The following is a 16,648-nucleotide window of genomic DNA, read 5'->3' as shown; positions in this document are numbered from 1 at the left end:
GATGGCAACTCTCGAATTACGCAACGTCAACAAGACCTACGGCGCGGGCTTGCCGGACACCCTGAAGAACATCGAACTGAAGATCGATGACGGCGAGTTCCTGATCCTGGTCGGGCCTTCGGGCTGCGGTAAATCGACCTTGATGAACTGCATCGCGGGCCTGGAGAACATCAGCGGCGGCGCGATCCTGGTGGACGACGCCGACATCAGCGGCATGAGCCCCAAGGATCGGGACATCGCCATGGTGTTCCAGTCCTATGCGCTGTACCCGACCATGAGCGTGCGCGACAACATCGCCTTCGGTTTGAAGATCCGCAAGATGCCCCGTGCCGAGATCGACGAAGAGGTGGCCCGTGTCGCCAAGCTACTGCAGATCGAACACCTGCTCAGCCGCAAGCCCGGCCAGCTGTCGGGCGGCCAGCAGCAGCGCGTGGCCATGGGCCGGGCGCTGGCGCGGCGGCCGAAGATCTACCTGTTCGACGAACCGCTGTCCAACCTCGACGCCAAGCTGCGGGTCGAGATGCGTACCGAAATGAAGCTGATGCACCAGCGCCTGAAGACCACCACGGTCTACGTCACCCACGACCAGATCGAAGCCATGACCCTGGGCGACAAAGTGGCGGTGATGAAGGACGGGATCATCCAGCAGTTCGGCACCCCGAAGCAGATCTACAACGACCCGGCCAACCTGTTTGTGGCGAGCTTTATCGGCTCGCCGCCGATGAACTTCATCCCCCTGCGCCTGCAACGCAAGGACGGCCGCCTGCTGGCCCTGCTCGACAGTGGCCAGGCGCGCTGCGAGCTGCCCCTGGGCATGCAGGATGCCGGGCTTGAAGACCGTGAGGTGATTCTTGGCATGCGCCCGGAGCAGATCGTCCTCGCCGGTGCCGAGGCCAATGGCCTGCCGAGTATTCGCGCCGAGGTCCAGGTCACCGAGCCTACCGGCCCCGACACCCTGGTGTTCGTCAGCCTCAACGGGACCAAGGTCTGCTGCCGCCTGGCGCCGGACGTGGCGCCGCAGGTGGGCGAGACCCTGACCCTGCAGTTCGATCCGAGCAAGGTGCTGCTGTTCGATGCCAAGAGCGGCGAGCGCCTGGGCGTGGCCGGTGTGCCGGCGGCGCAGGCCCCGGCGGGCAACGTGGCGCAGTTCAAGGGCCGCTGAATCCGTGACGGATGGCCTGTCATTCGTCGCAATCGCTGTAAACCGCGTTAGATAAAAACAGTTAATAACAATAAAGACGAGGATGTAGGGATGAAAAAGAAACACACCAATACCCGGCTGCTCTGCCAGATGTCAGCGGTGGCGGCACTGGTCCTGTCCGGCAATGCGATGGCGGATGAGGCGTTCGGCGCCGATTCCAAGTGGATGACGGGCGACTGGGGTGGCGAGCGGACCAAGCTCATCGAGCAGGGTATCGACATCAAGGCGGACTACGTCGGTGAAGTCGGCGGTAACCTGCACGGTGGCTACAACAACGACAAGACTGCGCGTTACAGCGATCAGTTCGGCCTGGGCGTGGCCCTGGACCTGCAAAAGCTGTTGGGCTGGGATAACACCCAGGCCAAGGTCCAGCTCACCAACCGTAACGGCCAGAACATTTCCAATGACCGTATCGGCGACCCGCGTGCCGGCACCCTGAGTTCCTCCCAGGAAGTCTACGGCCGCGGCCATATGGTCCGGTTGACCCAGTTGTGGGTCCAGCATCAGTTCCTGGATGGCAAGCTCGACGTCAAGGCCGGCTATTTCGGCGAAGGCGAAGACTTCAACACCTTCCCCTGCGAATTCCAGAACCTGGCGTTCTGCGGCTCCCAGGTGGGCAACTGGGCCACAGGCATCTGGTACAACTGGCCGGTCAGCCAGGCCGCGCTGCGGATCAAGTACAACATCACCCCCGAGCTGTATGCGCAGATCGGCGCCTACAACCAGAACCCGTCGCAACTGGAGCACGGCAACGGCTTCAAGCTCAGCGGCAGCGGGACCAAGGGCACGGTGCTGCCGGTCGAAGTGGTCTGGTCGCCGAAGCTCAACAGCCTGCCGGGCGAGTACCGGGTCGGTTACTACAAGAGCACGGCCGATGCCAATGACGTGCGCGAAGACAGCAATGGCCAGGATGCAGCGAACAGCGGCGAAGGCTATCGCGTGCACAACAGCAAGCATGGCTACTGGTTCGTTGGGCAGCAGCAACTCACCACCCACAATGGCGATGCTTCGCGCGGCCTGAATATCGCGGCCAACGCCACCTTCCACGACAAGGACACCAACGTCGTCGACAACTACCAGTCGCTGATGTTCGTGTACAAGGGCCCGTTCGACGCGCGTCCCAAGGATGACGTCGGCATCGGTTTCGCCCGGATCCATGTCAACGACGACGTGAAGAAAAACGCCGAGCTGGTCAACGCCGACAACGGTATCAGTGACTACAACGACGCGCTGTATGCGCCGCTGCGCAACACTGAATACAACTATGAAATCAACTACGGCTTCCATGTCACCAACTGGCTCACCGTGCGTCCCAACCTGCAGTACATCACGCACCCGGGTGGTGTGGATGAAGTCGATAACGCGTTGGTGGCGGGTCTGAAAATTCAGTCGGTGTTCTGACGCGCTTGCGATAAGCTCCTTCTCTTTGTGCGCATTTCGCGGATGGCCAAGGCTGTCCGCTTTTTTTTGTGGGAACTGTAGCTCGCGGCAGTTACAGCGTTTTGCGCAGCCCTCATGAGTATCGAGACAGCAATGATTTTCAGGACCGTGGCACATGCATGAGCATCCGCTGCAACGCTTTTTCAAATCCCTGCGCGAGCGTCCGACCTTTGCCTGGGAGCGCTACCAGCTGCGTGATGTGCTGGTAATCGACCACCCCTTGTGCCAGGCGGTGTTCAGTCGCCAGGGCGCGCAGTTGCTGCATTTTCAGCCGACCGGGCAAAAGCCCTGGCTGTGGTGCGCCGCCAAGTGGCCGCAGGTGGGGGCGATTCGGGGCGGGGTGCCGGTGTGCTGGCCCTGGTACGGTCGGCATCCGAGCGAGAACGCCTGGCCGTCCCATGGCTGGGCGCGCTTGATCGACTGGAAGCTGCTGGACAGCAGCAGTGACGACGATGGCGTGCGTCTGCATTGGCAATTGCAGCTGTGCGATTGGCAAGTGGACCTGCACGCGCACCTCGGGGAAGCCCTGGAACTGCGCCTGGGCACCGAGCATCAAGACAGTGAACCCTGCCAATTGAGCCAGGCGTTGCACGCCTATTGGCGTATTGGTGATGTTGGTGAGGTAGCGCTGTCTGGGCTGGATGGCGTGGAAGGTTATGACCAGCTGAACCGCCAGGCCTGCCAACAGAAGGGCGAGTTGCGGGTGCAGGGTGGATGCCAGCGGGTGTTCCAGCACGAAGGCGAATTGCAGCTCAAGGACAGCGCCTGGCAGCGCCAACTGTGCATCGACACCGGTGACAGCGCCGACACCGTGGTCTGGCACCCGGGCACGCGGCCGTTGCTGGGGGTGAGCTGGAATGAAGTGTCAGGCTTCGTCTGCGTCGAAGCCGCCAGCGGCGGCACCGGCAGCGTCTGCCTGGCCCCCGGCGAACGCGCCCACCTGAGCCTGCAAGCCCGAGCCGTCGCCTGAGCCAGGCCGGCATGGGCGCCTTGGCGTATCAGGTGTATTGGTGTTGCGATGAGGGCCAGCGCAGCCCTCAGTTGAACTCGTCACCCACCGGATAGCGGCTGGCGTTGAGGCTTTCCTTGATTTTGCGCAGGTGCGGCTGGAAGTCGACGCCGCGGCGCAGGGTCATGCCGGTGGCGAGGACATCGAGCACAGTCAGCTGGATGATGCGCGAGGTCATCGGCATGTAAATGTCGGTGTCTTCCGGCAACGGAATATTCAGGCTCAGGGTGCTGGCCTTGGCCAGGGGCGAGCCGGCGGCGGTCAGGCCCAGGACCGAGGCGCCGTTTTCCCGGGCGATGCGCGCCACTTCCACCAGTTCACGGGTACGCCCGGTGTAGGAAATAATCACGAACAGCTCGCCGGTATGGGCCACCGAGGCAATCATGCGCTGCATCAGCACGTCGGCGTGGGCGGTCACCGCGAGGTTGAAGCGGAAGAACTTGTGCTGCGCATCCAGCGCCACCGGGGCCGAGGCGCCGAGGCCGAAGAAGTGGATCTGCCGCGCCTGGATCAACAGGTCGACGGCGCGGCTGATCAGGTTCGGGTCCAGGGCCTGGCAGGCGCTGTCGAGGGACGCAATGGCGCTGCCGAAGATCTTTTGCGTATAGGCTTCGGGGTTATCATCGGCTTCGACCGCGCGGCTGACATAGGCCGCGCCGCTGGCCAGGCTCTGGGCCAGTTGCAGTTTGAGTTCCGGGTAACCGCTGACGCCGAACGAGCGGCAGAAACGATTGACCGTAGGCTCGCTGACCGAGGCGGCCTGGGCCAGGGCGGCAATGCTGAAGCGCGTCGCCTGCTGTGGGTTGAGCAGGATCACTTCAGCGACTTTACGTTCGGCCTTGTTCAATTCTTCAAGGCGGTTCTGGATGTGTTCCAGAAGATTGCGCATGCGGTCCATTAAGGTTTCCTAGGTCGGCAATGCAAGGAAGCCGGGATTAACCGGGCTTCGGCGGTGGCCTATCCTACTGATGGCCTGTGCCGACCACCACTCGGATTCTGTATTTTGCGAAAATGTTGTGGTTATTACTACATTTTCCCTTGAGTGATGCCTTGAAAAAAGGTATTTGTAGCTTAACTTGATAAAAGAACAAACATCATGCCTTCGATAACGGTTGAACCGTGCACCTTTGCCTTGTTTGGCGCGCTGGGTGATCTGGCGCTTCGCAAATTGTTTCCTGCCCTTTACCAACTCGATGGCGCCGGTTTGCTGCATGACGACACGCGCATCCTGGCCCTGGCCCGCGAGCCGGGCAGCGAGCAGCAGCACCTGGCGTTCATTGAAGCCGAGCTGCGCCGCTACCTGGGCGACAAGGACATCGATGCCGTGGTGCTGGAGCGCTTCCTGGCGCGTCTGAGCTACCTGCATGTGGACTTCCTCAAGGCCGACGATTACCTGGCCCTGGCCGAGCGGGCCGGTCGCGAACAACGCCTGATCGCCTACTTCGCCACTCCGGCCGCGGTCTACGGCGCGATCTGCGAGAACCTGTCCCGCGCCGGCCTGGCGGAAAACACTCGGGTGGTCCTGGAAAAACCCATCGGCTCGGACCTGGAGTCCTCGCGCAAGGTCAACGATGCGGTGGCGCAGTTCTTCCCGGAGACGCGCATCTATCGGATCGACCACTACCTGGGCAAAGAGACGGTGCAGAACCTGATCGCCCTGCGTTTTGCCAACAGCCTGTTCGAAACCCAGTGGAACCAGAACTACATCTCCCACGTGGAAATCACCGTGGCCGAGAAGGTCGGCATCGAAGGCCGCTGGGGTTACTTCGACAAGGCCGGTCAACTGCGGGACATGATCCAGAATCACCTGCTGCAGCTGCTGTGCCTGATCGCCATGGACCCGCCGGCCGACCTTTCGGCCGACAGCATCCGCGACGAGAAGGTCAAAGTGCTCAAGGCCCTGGCGCCCATCAGCCCGGAAGGCCTGACCACCCAGGTGGTGCGCGGCCAGTACATCGCCGGCTACAGCGCTGGCAAGCCGGTGCCCGGCTATCTGGAAGAAGAGAATTCCAACACCCAGAGCGACACCGAAACCTTCGTCGCCCTGCGGGCCGATATCCGCAATTGGCGTTGGGCCGGGGTGCCGTTCTACCTGCGCACCGGCAAGCGCATGCCGGACAAGCTGTCGCAGATCGTGATCCATTTCAAAGAGCCGTCGCATTACATCTTCGCTCCCGAGCAGCGCCTGCAGATCAGCAACAAGCTGATTATCCGCCTGCAACCGGACGAAGGCATCTCCTTGCGCGTGATGACCAAGGAGCAGGGCCTGGACAAAGGCATGCAACTGCGCAGCGGCCCGTTGCAGCTGAATTTTTCCGACACCTATCGCAGCGCACGGATTCCCGATGCCTACGAGCGGTTGTTGCTGGAAGTGATGCGCGGCAATCAGAACCTGTTTGTCCGTAAAGATGAAATCGAAGCCGCGTGGAAGTGGTGCGACCAGCTGATTGCCGGCTGGAAGAAGTCCGGCGATGCGCCCAAGCCGTATGCGGCGGGTTCATGGGGGCCGATGAGCTCCATTGCACTGATCACGCGGGATGGGAGGTCGTGGTATGGCGATATCTGAATTCAAACTGCCCGAGGGCGTGCGCGCCCACGCGTTTCAAAGCCCGACGCTACTGGCCGAAGGCCTGGCGCTGAAGGTGGCCGAACAGCTGCGCACGGCGATTGCCGCTCGCGGCGTGGCGACCCTGGTGGTGTCCGGTGGCCGCAGCCCGGTGGCGTTTTTCCAGCACCTGGCCAAGCAGGCGCTGGAGTGGTCGAAGGTGGTGGTGAGCCTGGCGGACGAGCGCTGGGTACCGGTTGAACACGCCGACAGCAATGCCGGGCTGCTCAAGCGCTACCTGTTGCAGGGCGCCGCGGCCGAGGCCAGGTTCGTCAGCCTGTACAGCCCCGCGCCGAGCCTGGAGCTGGCGGCCGAGCAAGCCGAAGGCGTGCTGGCCGAGTTGCCGCCCATCGACGTGCTGATTCTCGGCATGGGCGATGACGGGCACACCGCGTCGCTGTTTCCCAACAGCCCGAACCTCGCCGAAGCGCTGCAAGCCGATGGCAGCCGTCGCTGCTGGCCGATGCTGGCGCCGACCGTGCCCCATCAACGCCTGACCATGAGTCGCGCGTTGCTGGCGTCGGCGCGGTCCATCGTGTTGTCGATTTCCGGTCAATCCAAATTGACCACCCTGAGTGCCGCACTGGCCGGCGACCTGGTCGCCGAAATGCCGATTCGCGCCTTCCTGCAACCTCCGTTAGAGATTTACTGGTGCCCATGAGCCAAGGATCAGCCGCTATGAAAAACCCACGTCCAACCGTTTCCATGGCGGACAAAGTTGCCCTGATCGACAGTCTTTGCGCCCAGGCGCGAATTCTGCCGGTGATCACCATCGCTCGCGAACAGGACGTCCTGCCTCTGGCCGACGCCCTGGCCGCGGGTGGCTTGACCGCGCTGGAAGTGACCCTGCGTTCCCAGTTCGGCCTCAAGGCGATCCAGATCCTGCGCGAGCAGCGTCCGGAGCTGGTGACCGGTGCCGGTACCGTGCTCGATCGCAACATGCTGGCGGCGGCCGAAGCCGCGGGTTCGCAGTTCATCGTCACCCCGGGCATTACCCGCGACCTGCTGGAAGCCAGTGTCGACAGCGACATCCCGCTGTTGCCGGGCATCAGCAATGCCTCGGGCATCATGGAGGGCTACGGCCTGGGCTATCGCCGCTTCAAGCTGTTCCCGGCGGAAGTCAGCGGCGGCGTGGCAGCGATCAAGGCCTTGGGCGGCCCGTTCGGTGAAGTGAAATTCTGCCCGACCGGTGGCGTCAGCCCGGCCAATATCAAGAGCTACATGGCGTTGAAAAACGTGATGTGCGTCGGCGGTAGCTGGATGCTTGACCCCGAGTGGATCAAGAACGGCGACTGGGCGCGGATCCAGGAGTGCACGGCCGAGGCCCTGGCCCTGCTGGACTGATTGGTTTTACAGATTCGTTGGTGTTCTACGGCTTTACGGTGCGCTTGGTCGGTGCACCGTTTTTTTTGCCCGGGGAAAAGTGCGAGTGAGCGGGGGCGGGGTAGGTGAGTTCGGACAAATGCCAGGCACTGCCCTGGGCACTCCGGCGTCCGTTTTGGCCTACGCCAGCAGCTAGGGTTGCGCCAATTCACCCAGGGCGTTGCTCAGCAACTGAATATGCGCAAGCGGCGTGGTAAAGCCCGGGGTGATGCGGATGCAGGAGCCAAAGGCGGCGCCCTGGCGCAGGGTGGTGAACAGGTTGTAATCGCACAGCAGGCGATCGACCAGCGGTTGCTGGTCCTGCGTGTGCGTGAAGCGCAGGGAGGTGATGGCGCAGTAAAGCCGCGGATCATCCGGGGTCAGGATCTCGATTCCCGGCAGCGCTCGGGCCTCGCGTACCCACAGGTCGCGCAGGTAATTCAGGCGCGCACCCTTGAGCGCCGCACCGCCCATGGCCCGATGCTCATCGAATGCCACGGGCAAAGTCATCAGCGCCGGAATGTTCGGCGTGCTGTACGGCGTGCGTGAACGGACGTCGCTGGGCGGGTAGTGAAACTCGTCCATGTCCGGATCGATGGCATCCAGGCGCGAGGGGTCGATATAGAGGAAGCCCAGGCTCAGCGGCGCGCCGATCCATTTGTGCAGGTTGAAACCGGCGAAGGCGATGCCCAGCTCAGCCAGATTGAAGTCGATCTGCCCCAGGGCGTGGGCGCCGTCGAGGATTACGTCGATTCCATGCTCCCGGGCCAGCGCCGCAATCGCCTGGACCGGCATCACCAGTCCGCTGCGATGGGTGACGTGGGTCAGTGCCATCAACTTCAACCGTGGGTAGCGCTCGAAGGCCTGGCGGTAGCTGTGCAGCAGGCCATCGAAGCTGGATGGCAGGGCGTGCTCGATTTCGATCACTTGCGCGCCCCGCTGGCGAGCCAGCCAGCGCATGGCGCTTTTGACCGTGTCGTACTCCAGGTCGCACAGCAGCAGTTGATCACCGGGTTGCAGCTGGTTGTAGTTGCGGATCAACGATTGCAGGGCATCGGTGGCGCAGCGGGTGAAGGCCACGGCGTGCTCGTCCACCTCCAGCAATTGCGCCAGTTGGCGGCGGATCTGCTGGGCCTGGGTGCGCTCGAACTGCTGGCGCACGTACACCGAATTGCTGCGATTGACGAAGGCGATATTGGCTTGGTAGTCGTCGAGCACGCGCCGGGTCATGCGCCCGAAATAGCCATTTTCCAGATTGATCGGTCCGGGTTCGACTTCATAGCGTGCGGCGATCGCCTGCCAATGGTGTTCATCGCAAAAGAGTTCGGCAATCGGCGGCATAGGGCGCTCTGTCAGTGGCGGGGCTTGGGTTTGCCGTGTTTGGCGCGTAGCGGGTCCAGCAGATCGGAGAGGCCGTTGTGATCGATTTCCTGCATCAGGGCCAGCAGGCCACCGAGTTCGCCGTGGGGGAAACCCTCGCGGGCGAACCAGTTCAGGTATTGGCCGGGCAGGTCGGCCAGGATGCGGCCCTTGTATTTGCCGTAGGGCATTTCACGGGTGATCAGCAGCTCGAGTTTTTCAGGATTCATGACGATGGGGTCTGTGGGTGATTCAAACACCCTGGAAAATACAGGCATTCTGCATGCAGGCCAAATGACAGATCATGCAAATAACGCGGATACAGATTTTTGATAAAAAGTTAACTTGTTGAAAAATAACAAATAAATTCCATGTTCAAGTCTGGCACGGCGGGTGCAATACCTATTGCAACTCTCCCCCAACCTGGAAGGAATTGAAAATGACTGACTTGAACAAAGAATCCATTTCGGTGCTCAACGACCTGATCGAGACCAGCAAGGACGGTCAAGAAGGGTTCAAGACCTGCGCCGAAGACATCAAGCATCCCGAGCTCAAAGCGTTGTTCGCCAAACGCTCCACCGATTGCGCCACCGCTGCCGCTGAACTGCAAAGTGCAGTGCGCGCCCTGGGCGGCGATCCGGAAACTTCGACCAGTGTCAGTGGCGACCTGCATCGCCGTTGGGTCGACCTCAAGGCGCTGGTGACCGGCAAGGACGAAGAAGCGGTGCTCAACGAAGCTGAGCGCGGTGAAGACCATGCCCTGAAGGCTTACAAAGAAGCCCTGGAAAAAATCAACAAGCACAACCTGGTGGGTATCCGTGACCTGGTTGAACGCCAGTACCACGGCGTGCAACGCAACCACGACCAGGTAAAAGCGCTTCGCAACCAGGCTCGCGCTCGCTCGTAAGCGTCGAAACCTGTCAAAAACGCCAGCCAGTCTGGCGTTTTTTTATGCCTGAAATTTAATGCTGGACCCTCATTAGTTAGCTAGCTAATAATTGCTTCCGGCCGACTTCCGGCTGATCCCGTCTATGGTTAATCGATCCATCCCGAGGTTCCTTGCGTGCGTACCACTCTGCAGGCGTTGCTTGCTCCCGACCTTCCCGCGTTGCAGTTCGCGATCAAAACCGTGCTCGGTGGCGGCATGGCGCTGTGGCTGGCGTTGCGTTGGGGGCTGGAGCAGCCGGCCTGGGCCCTGATGACCTCGATCATCGTGGCCCAGCCCCTGTCCGGCATGGTCCTGCAGAAAGGTCTCGCCCGGCTGCTGGGAACCCTGGTGGGGACGATCATGTCGGTGCTGTTCATGGGGCTGTTTGCCCAGACGCCCTGGCTCTTTCTGCTGGCCCTGGCCTTGTGGCTGGGGTTGTGTACCGCCAGTTCGACCCTGCTGCGCAGTGCCTGGTCCTACTCCTTTGTGCTGGCCGGCTACACCGTGGCGATCATCGCCTTGCCGGCCCTCAGCCACCCGTTGGGGGTATTCGACCAGGCCGTGGCGCGCTGCACGGAAATATCCCTGGGGATTATCTGCGCCACGGCCAGCAGTGCGCTGCTGTGGCCGATGCGGGTCGAACGGCAATTGGCCGATCAGGCCCGGGCCGCCTGGCACAGCGGGTTGCACGCGGCCCGCGCGACCCTGGCCGGGGATGCCCTGGCGCGCAAGGGGTTGCTGGAAATTCTCGGGCGTATCGTCGCCGTGGATTCTCAGCGTGAGCACGCCTGGTTCGAAGGCCGCCTGGGGCGCCAGCGGGCCCGCGCCATCAGCGGCCTGAGCCAGAAATTGCTGATGCTGCTGCGCATTTCGCGGTCAGTGCGCCGCCAGTGGCAGCAGCTCGACGCGCCCGAGGCCGGCCAATTGCAACCCTGGATGGATCAAGTCCAGGCAGCCTTGACCGCGGCGGACGCGGCCACGCTGCAGGCGTTGCGGCCGCAACTGTTGGATGCTTCCCACGATCCGCAGGTCAGTTCGGCGCAAAGTTACTGCCTGGCGCGGTTCGCGCTGTTGCTGGACACCGCCCTGGCCGCCGGGGTCGCCCTGCAAGCGGTGGAGCAGGGGCGGGCGCCCGTGGAGCAACCGGCCTCGCTGACGCCGCACCGCGACCTGTCCCTGGCCCTGGTCTTCGGTGCGCGCAGTGCCCTGGCATTTCTGGCCGTGGCGACGTTCTGGCTGGCCACTGCCTGGCCGGCCGCCTCCGGTGCGATGTTGCTGACGTGCGTGGTCTGCAGCCTGTTCGCCAGCCGCGAAAACGGCGCACAGATCGGCATGAGCTTTATGCGCGGGATTTTTCTGGCGATCCCCGTGGCCTTTGTGGTCGGGGAAATTCTCCTGCCGCAATGGAGCGGTTTCCCCATGCTGTGCATGGCCATGGGCGTGCCTTTGTTCCTGGGGGCGCTGGGTATGGCCAAACCCCAGATCGGCGCCACGGCGACCTCTTTCTGCCTGCATTTTGTGGTGCTGATTTCCCCCTTGAACCGAATGCAGTTCGATGTCGCGACCTTCTTCAACAGCGCCCAGGCCATGGTGATCGGCGTCGGCGCGGCAGTGCTGGCGTTCCACCTGCTGATTTTGCGCAACCCGGCCTGGCATGGCCGGCGCCTGCTGGCGGCGACCCTGCATGATCTGGTGCGCTTGACCCGGCGCAACCTGCGCGGCGCGGAAAGCTGGTTCGGTGGGCGCATGGCCGACCGCCTGCTGCAATTGGCGCGGCATTACCCGGAGTTGCCGCAACAGGCCCGCAGCCGCTGGGACGATGGTTTGCTGGCGCTGGATATCGGTGACGAGTTGCTGCACCTGCGCCTGAGCCTGGCGGTGGCCCAGGTGCCACTTGGTGCGCAGCAGCGCGCGTACCTCGAACACCTGGAAAAGGTCTTGCAGCAAGGGCCGGCCGGCAGTCGCAGCGAGGCCCTGGTCGAACCCAGCGCGGCCCTGTTGCAGGCCCTGCAACAACAACCGCCCAGCGATGCCTTGAAGCTGGCCCAGGGCGCGGTGGTGCAATTGCAAAACAGCTGGCGCACCTGGTGCCGGCAGCAGGAGGAACACCATGGGGCTGCGTGAGTGGTCGCTGGGCGGGATTCTGCTCAGTCCGTTTCTGATTTATGTCGTGTTGGCGCTGCTGCTGACCGGGGCATTGCGCATGCTGTTGCGCATCACGCCGCTGGGACGCTGGATCTGGCACGAAGCACTGTTCGACTGTGCCCTGTACGTCTGTGTATTGACCCTGATCACCGTCGTCCTCGGACCCTTATAAGGAGTTGCCCATGCGTACTTCCGTACGTGTCGCCGTTACCCTGACCCTGGTGGCTGTGGCGTTGTTCGCCGGCTTTCACCTGTGGCAGTACTACATGCTGACCCCCTGGACCCGTGATGCACGGATTCGCGCCGACGTGGTGGTGATCGCCCCCGATGTTTCGGGCTGGGTGCGCCAGCTCAAGGTCCAAGACAACCAGCAGGTCAAGGCCGGCGAGCTGTTGCTGAGCATCGACCGCGAGCGTTTTGAGGCGGCGCTGGAAAAGGCCCAGGCGGTGGTTCAGACCCGTCAGCAGCAACTGAGCCTGCGTGAACACGAAGCCAGCCGCCGCGCCAGCCTCGGCCCGCAGGCGATCAGCGCCGAGCTGCGGGAAAACGCGCAGATCAACGCCGGCATTGCCCGGGGCGAGTTGCGCCAGGCCCAGGCTGAAGCCAAGGTCGCCGAGCTCAACCTGGCCCGCAGCCAGGTGCATGCGCCGCGTGACGGGCACATCACCAACCTGCGGCTGGCGGAGGGCAACTATGTCAATGCCGGGCAGCCGGTCATGGCCTTGATCGACGACTCGACCTTCTACGTGCAAGCGTATTTCGAGGAGACCAAACTGCCGCGGATCAAGGTCGGGGACCCGGTCAAAGTCTGGCTGATGAGTGCGGGGGACGCCCTGGAAGGCCATGTGCAGAGCATCAGCCGCGGCATCACCGACAGTAACACCACGCCCGATGGGCAATTGCTGGCCGAGGTGCAGCCGACCTTCAACTGGGTGCGCCTGGCGCAGCGGATCCCGGTGCGGATCCAGCTCGACAAGGTTCCCGAAGGCCTCAATCTGAGCGCGGGCATGACCGCCAGCGTGCAGGTGCAGGAGGGTCAATAGGGCGGGGCAGGGGGCAGCCGTCATCGCGAGTTGCGCACGCCCCCGACGGGGCGCGCTGCAACCGGCCGCAGAACCGGCTGGCGCGGCATGAGCCAAGCGCAGCCGATGGTGAACGGGTTCTCAGCCGATGCTGATGGCCGGCAGGGTGGGCAGGGTCACGGTTTGCTGTTTGCGCGGGGCGAGGATTTCGGCTTCGCCATCGACCACCAGCTCATCGCGCTGGTTGAACACACGGGTGGCGATGCGCACGCGGAATTTCGGCAGTTTTTCGAGAATTTCCAGGCGTACGGTCAGGGTGTCGCCAATCTTCACCGGCTTCTGGAAGCTCATCTGCTGGCCGATATAAATGGTGCCCGGCCCAGGCAGCTCGCAGGCCACGGCGGCGCTGATCAGGGCGCCACTGAACATGCCGTGGGCGATGCGCTCCTTGAACATGGTGGCGGCAGCGAATTCGGCGTCCAGGTGCACCGGGTTGTGGTCGCCGGACATGGCGGCGAACAGCTGGATATCACGCTCTTCCACGGTTTTGCTGTAGCTGGCGGTCTGGCCGACTTCGAGGGCTTCGTAAGGGGTGTTGGTCACCTGGGTCATCTGTATCAAGTCCTGTGGAAAAAGTGGGGTAGCGTGTGGCTTCAAGGTCATTCGGTCTTGGCCGGCCTGCGGTGTTGCAGGGCCTGGTCGAGCCAGGCCAGCAGATCGGCGGTCACTTCGTCACGATTGGTTTCATTGAACAGCTCGTGACGAGCTTCGGGGTAAAGGGTCAGTTGCAGGCACTGGTTGCCGGCGGCGCGCAATGCGTCGGCCAGATCCGTCAGACGCGTGCCATTGCTCACCGGATCACATTCGCCGCCCATCACCAGCAACGGCAGGCCCGGATCGATCTGGGCGAGATTGGACGCTTTACTGATTTGCTGCAACCCGCCCAGGAGGTCGATCCAGAGCTGGTTGCTGCAGCGATAGCCGCACAGCGGGTCGGCGACGTATTTATCGACCTCGGCGGGGTCGCGGCTGAGCCAGTCGAACGCGGTGCGATTGGGCTTGAAGGCTTTATTGAATGAGCCGAACGACAGCCAGTCGATCAGCGCGCTGCGACCTTGGCCGCCCTGGCGCCAGCGTTCGAAGCGGGCAATCAGGCGAGCGACGCGGTACAGCGCCACCGGTTGGAAATTCGAGCCGCTGAGAATTGCCCCGTGCAGGCTGGCGCTGTGGTGCAGCAGATAGGCCTGGGCGATGTAGCTGCCCATGCTGTGGCCAAGCAGGATGATGGGCAGGTCGGGGTGCAACTGGCCGATATGCTGCTGGAGGTTGGCCAGGTCGCCGACCACTTTGTTCCAGCCGTCCTGATCCGCGTAATGGCCCAGCACGCCTTGCTCGGCGGTCTTGCCATGGCCCCGCAGGTCGGGGGCGTACACGCCATAACCCTCGGCGCACAGGGCGCTTGCCAGTCGCTCGTAGCGCGCGCTGTGCTCGGCCATGCCGTGGGCCAGCAGGATCAAGGCCTTGAGCGGCCTCTCGGGCAGCCACAGGTTGACGAAGAGGCGGCTGTGATCGCTTGCAGTCAGCCAGAAGGTATCGTGGGTCATGGCGGTTCCTTTGCACGAAGACGCTGCATTGTATAGCTCATCGGCGCGCTGCCGGCTGATCAGTGGCCGCCTTGGAGGCAAGATTCACGGGATCTATGACGCCTTTGCGCATATTTGCCTGAATCGCCATTGCTGCTAACGTCCGATGAGCTCCGCCTTTGATAGCGTCAGAGATGCGGTCCGGTCAGCTCAAGTAAAGAGGACAAGAATAATGCAAGCTGATTTCTGGAATGATAAACGCCCCACCGGCGTTCCCCAGGATATCGATCTGGGTGCCTACAAGTCGGTGATCGAGGTGTTCGAACGTTCCTGCAAGAAGTTCGCCGACCGCCCGGCCTTCAGCAACATGGGAATCACCCTGACCTACGCCGAGCTGGAGCGCTACAGCGCAGCCTTCGCCGGCTACCTGCAAGCCAATACCGACCTGGCCCCTGGCGACCGGATCGCAGTGCAGATGCCCAACGTCCTGCATTACCCGATTGCGGTGTTCGGTGCCTTGCGCGCCGGGCTGGTGGTGGTCAACACCAATCCGCTGTACACCACGCGCGAGATGCGCCATCAGTTCAAGGACTCCGGCGCCCGGGCCCTGGTGTACCTGAACATGTTCGGGCAGAAGGTCCAGGAGGTGCTGGCCGATACCGAGATCCAGTACCTGATCGAAGCCCGGATGGGCGACCTGATGCCCAGCGCCAAGGGCTGGTTGATCAATACCGTGGTCGACAAGGTGAAGAAGATGGTCCCGGCCTATCACCTGCCCCAGGCCATTTCCTTCAAGAGTGCGCTGCGCCTGGGACGTGGCCAGCCGATCCGGCCGCTGCACGTCAGCCTCGACGATATTGCCGTGCTGCAGTACACCGGCGGCACCACCGGCCTGGCCAAGGGCGCGATGCTCAGCCACGGCAACCTGGTGGCCAACATGCAGCAGGCCCGGGCCTGCCTCGGCCAGCTCGGGCCCGATGGTCACCCGCTGCTGCGCGAAGGTCAGGAAGTGATGATCGCGCCGCTGCCGCTGTACCACATCTATGCCTTCACCGCGAACTGCATGTGCATGATGGTGACCGGCAACCACAACGTACTGATCACCAACCCGCGGGACATCGGCGGCTTTATCAAGGAGCTGAAAAACTGGCGGTTTTCCGCGCTACTTGGGCTCAACACCCTGTTCGTCGCGCTGATGGAGCACCCAGACTTCAAGACCCTGGATTTCTCCAGCCTCAAACTCACCAATTCCGGTGGCACTGCTCTGGTCAAGGCCACGGCCGAGCGCTGGCAGACCCTGACCGGCTGCCGCATCACCGAAGGCTACGGGCTGACTGAAACCTCGCCGGTGGCCTGCACCAACCCCTACGGCGACAAGTCGCGCCTGGGCACCGTGGGGATGCCCGTGCCGGGCAGCACCTTGAAGGTGATCAACGACGAAGGCGTCGAACAGCCCCTGGGCGAGCGCGGCGAGCTATGCATCAAGGGCCCGCAGGTCATGAAGGGCTATTGGCAAAAGCCTGAAGCCACCGCCGAAGTGCTGGACGCCGAGGGCTGGTTCAAGTCCGGCGACATCGGGGTGATCGACCCGGACGGTTTCGTGCGCATTGTCGATCGCAAGAAGGACATGATCATCGTCTCCGGTTTCAACGTGTACCCCAATGAAATCGAAGACGTGGTCATGGCCCACCCGAAAGTCGCCAACTGCGCGGTCATCGGGGTGCCCGACGAGCGCTCGGGGGAAGCGGTGAAACTGTTTGTGGTGGCGCGCGAGGAGGGGGTCAGCCTTGAAGAACTCAAGGCCTACTGCAAGGAAAACTTCACCGGCTACAAGGTGCCCAAGCACATCGTGCTGCGTGATTCACTGCCGATGACCCCGGTGGGCAAGATCCTGCGGCGCGAGTTGCGCGATATCGCCTGATACAGCTGTTCGTCATTCTCTGCGGGCAAGCCCGCTTCTACCCGCACCACGGTAGAGGCTGGCTTGCCCGCAG

16 protein-coding genes are annotated in these 16,648 nt (G+C 62.7%); 11 read left to right on the top strand and 5 right to left on the bottom strand.

The genetic code is table 11. The features are described from left to right. The first annotated feature begins 1 nt into the window (after nt 1). From CF161_RS06540 to CF161_RS06530, 3 genes are all read left to right on the top strand, one after another. The gene (locus tag CF161_RS06540) at nt 2-1,162 is read left to right on the top strand and encodes an ABC transporter ATP-binding protein (RefSeq protein ID WP_020295775.1); all 1,161 of its coding nucleotides are present in this window, start codon (nt 2-4) and stop codon (nt 1,160-1,162) included. Nucleotides 1,163-1,252: 90 nt separating this feature from the next. Continuing rightward, nucleotides 1,253-2,602 carry a carbohydrate porin gene (locus CF161_RS06535; protein ID WP_020295774.1) on the top strand — a complete coding sequence of 450 codons (1,350 nt, stop codon included), beginning with the start codon at nt 1,253-1,255 and terminating at the stop codon, nt 2,600-2,602. 154 nt (nt 2,603-2,756) lie between these two features. Further along, complete coding sequence (locus CF161_RS06530) at nt 2,757-3,611, top strand: D-hexose-6-phosphate mutarotase (RefSeq protein WP_020295773.1); 855 nt, start codon at nt 2,757-2,759, stop codon at nt 3,609-3,611. Between the two features lie 67 nt (nt 3,612-3,678). Here the strand turns inward: CF161_RS06530 and CF161_RS06525 are convergent, their stop codons facing one another. Next, on the bottom strand, nt 3,679-4,539 hold the full coding sequence (locus CF161_RS06525) for a MurR/RpiR family transcriptional regulator (RefSeq protein WP_177326756.1): 861 nt from the start codon (nt 4,537-4,539) through the stop codon (nt 3,679-3,681). Nucleotides 4,540-4,746: 207 nt separating this feature from the next. On the opposite strand from CF161_RS06525, the gene zwf reads away from it, so the two are divergent. Genes zwf through CF161_RS06510 form a run of 3 tightly spaced genes read left to right on the top strand, consistent with a single transcriptional unit; the run spans nt 4,747 to nt 7,599 of the window. Continuing rightward, entirely contained in the window at nt 4,747-6,216 is a 1,470-nt protein-coding gene (gene zwf, locus CF161_RS06520; protein WP_020295771.1) for a glucose-6-phosphate dehydrogenase, read from the top strand. Then, nucleotides 6,203-6,916, top strand: coding sequence for a 6-phosphogluconolactonase (gene pgl / locus CF161_RS06515; RefSeq protein WP_020295770.1), 714 nt, complete (start codon nt 6,203-6,205; stop codon nt 6,914-6,916). The genes zwf and pgl overlap by 14 nt, the downstream gene beginning before the upstream one ends. Nucleotides 6,917-6,933: 17 nt before the next feature. Then, nucleotides 6,934-7,599, top strand: coding sequence for a bifunctional 4-hydroxy-2-oxoglutarate aldolase/2-dehydro-3-deoxy-phosphogluconate aldolase (locus CF161_RS06510; RefSeq protein WP_020295769.1), 666 nt, complete (start codon nt 6,934-6,936; stop codon nt 7,597-7,599). A 171-nt stretch (nt 7,600-7,770) separates the two neighbouring features. Here CF161_RS06510 and CF161_RS06505 read toward each other — a convergent pair whose 3' ends face one another. Beyond that, nucleotides 7,771-8,958 carry an aminotransferase class V-fold PLP-dependent enzyme gene (locus CF161_RS06505; RefSeq protein WP_020295768.1) on the bottom strand — a complete coding sequence of 396 codons (1,188 nt, stop codon included), beginning with the start codon at nt 8,956-8,958 and terminating at the stop codon, nt 7,771-7,773. Nucleotides 8,959-8,969: 11 nt separating this feature from the next. Continuing rightward, nucleotides 8,970-9,206 carry a DUF3820 family protein gene (locus tag CF161_RS06500; protein ID WP_020295767.1) on the bottom strand — a complete coding sequence of 79 codons (237 nt, stop codon included), beginning with the start codon at nt 9,204-9,206 and terminating at the stop codon, nt 8,970-8,972. Nucleotides 9,207-9,415: 209 nt separating this feature from the next. Here CF161_RS06500 and CF161_RS06495 point away from each other — a divergent pair, with 209 nt between their 5' ends. The 4 genes from CF161_RS06495 to CF161_RS06480 all read left to right on the top strand — a co-directional run bounded on the left by CF161_RS06495 (nt 9,416) and on the right by CF161_RS06480 (nt 13,092). Then, complete coding sequence (locus CF161_RS06495) at nt 9,416-9,883, top strand: PA2169 family four-helix-bundle protein (protein ID WP_020295766.1); 468 nt, start codon at nt 9,416-9,418, stop codon at nt 9,881-9,883. A gap of 156 nt (nt 9,884-10,039) precedes the next feature. Further along, nucleotides 10,040-12,028 (top strand): FUSC family protein, encoded by a 1,989-nt coding sequence (locus CF161_RS06490; protein ID WP_043228734.1) that lies wholly within the window; start codon nt 10,040-10,042, stop codon nt 12,026-12,028. Next, a complete protein-coding gene (locus tag CF161_RS06485; RefSeq protein WP_020295764.1) occupies nt 12,015-12,221 on the top strand; it encodes a DUF1656 domain-containing protein in 207 nt (68 codons plus the stop codon). Before CF161_RS06490 ends, CF161_RS06485 begins: the two co-directional genes overlap by 14 nt. Before the next feature lie 10 nt (nt 12,222-12,231). Further along, nucleotides 12,232-13,092 (top strand): HlyD family secretion protein, encoded by an 861-nt coding sequence (locus CF161_RS06480; protein ID WP_020295763.1) that lies wholly within the window; start codon nt 12,232-12,234, stop codon nt 13,090-13,092. Between the two features lie 120 nt (nt 13,093-13,212). Here the strand turns inward: CF161_RS06480 and CF161_RS06475 are convergent, their stop codons facing one another. Both CF161_RS06475 and CF161_RS06470 read right to left on the bottom strand, forming a co-directional pair. Next, complete coding sequence (locus CF161_RS06475) at nt 13,213-13,683, bottom strand: MaoC family dehydratase (protein ID WP_020295762.1); 471 nt, start codon at nt 13,681-13,683, stop codon at nt 13,213-13,215. A 47-nt stretch (nt 13,684-13,730) separates the two neighbouring features. Beyond that, the gene (locus tag CF161_RS06470; RefSeq protein WP_020295761.1) at nt 13,731-14,675 is read right to left on the bottom strand and encodes an alpha/beta hydrolase; all 945 of its coding nucleotides are present in this window, start codon (nt 14,673-14,675) and stop codon (nt 13,731-13,733) included. Between the two features lie 211 nt (nt 14,676-14,886). Here CF161_RS06470 and fadD2 point away from each other — a divergent pair, with 211 nt between their 5' ends. Next, the gene (gene fadD2 / locus CF161_RS06465; protein WP_020295760.1) at nt 14,887-16,575 is read left to right on the top strand and encodes a long-chain-fatty-acid--CoA ligase FadD2; all 1,689 of its coding nucleotides are present in this window, start codon (nt 14,887-14,889) and stop codon (nt 16,573-16,575) included. Nucleotides 16,576-16,648: the final 73 nt, after the last annotated feature.

It is taken from the genome of Pseudomonas sp. CF161 (assembly GCF_000416215.1).
Lineage (GTDB): Bacteria > Pseudomonadota > Gammaproteobacteria > Pseudomonadales > Pseudomonadaceae > Aquipseudomonas.
This window is presented reverse-complemented; position numbering and strand designations above follow the sequence as displayed.

Bases quoted from the DNA above. Each gene is read 5' to 3' on its own strand.
- CF161_RS06535 (WP_020295774.1), top strand. From the start codon at position 1,253: ATGAAAAAGAAACACACCAATACCCGGCTGCTCTGCCAGATGTCAGCG.
- CF161_RS06475 (WP_020295762.1), bottom strand. From the start codon at position 13,683: ATGACCCAGGTGACCAACACCCCTTACGAAGCCCTCGAAGTCGGCCAG.
- CF161_RS06540 (WP_020295775.1), top strand. From the start codon at position 2: ATGGCAACTCTCGAATTACGCAACGTCAACAAGACCTACGGCGCGGGC.
- CF161_RS06530 (WP_020295773.1), top strand. From the start codon at position 2,757: ATGCATGAGCATCCGCTGCAACGCTTTTTCAAATCCCTGCGCGAGCGT.
- CF161_RS06500 (WP_020295767.1), bottom strand. From the start codon at position 9,206: ATGAATCCTGAAAAACTCGAGCTGCTGATCACCCGTGAAATGCCCTAC.
- pgl (WP_020295770.1), top strand. From the start codon at position 6,203: ATGGCGATATCTGAATTCAAACTGCCCGAGGGCGTGCGCGCCCACGCG.
- CF161_RS06470 (WP_020295761.1), bottom strand. From the start codon at position 14,675: ATGACCCACGATACCTTCTGGCTGACTGCAAGCGATCACAGCCGCCTC.
- CF161_RS06480 (WP_020295763.1), top strand. From the start codon at position 12,232: ATGCGTACTTCCGTACGTGTCGCCGTTACCCTGACCCTGGTGGCTGTG.
- CF161_RS06495 (WP_020295766.1), top strand. From the start codon at position 9,416: ATGACTGACTTGAACAAAGAATCCATTTCGGTGCTCAACGACCTGATC.
- CF161_RS06505 (WP_020295768.1), bottom strand. From the start codon at position 8,958: ATGCCGCCGATTGCCGAACTCTTTTGCGATGAACACCATTGGCAGGCG.
- fadD2 (WP_020295760.1), top strand. From the start codon at position 14,887: ATGCAAGCTGATTTCTGGAATGATAAACGCCCCACCGGCGTTCCCCAG.
- CF161_RS06510 (WP_020295769.1), top strand. From the start codon at position 6,934: ATGAAAAACCCACGTCCAACCGTTTCCATGGCGGACAAAGTTGCCCTG.
- CF161_RS06525 (WP_177326756.1), bottom strand. From the start codon at position 4,539: ATGCGCAATCTTCTGGAACACATCCAGAACCGCCTTGAAGAATTGAAC.
- zwf (WP_020295771.1), top strand. From the start codon at position 4,747: ATGCCTTCGATAACGGTTGAACCGTGCACCTTTGCCTTGTTTGGCGCG.
- CF161_RS06485 (WP_020295764.1), top strand. From the start codon at position 12,015: ATGGGGCTGCGTGAGTGGTCGCTGGGCGGGATTCTGCTCAGTCCGTTT.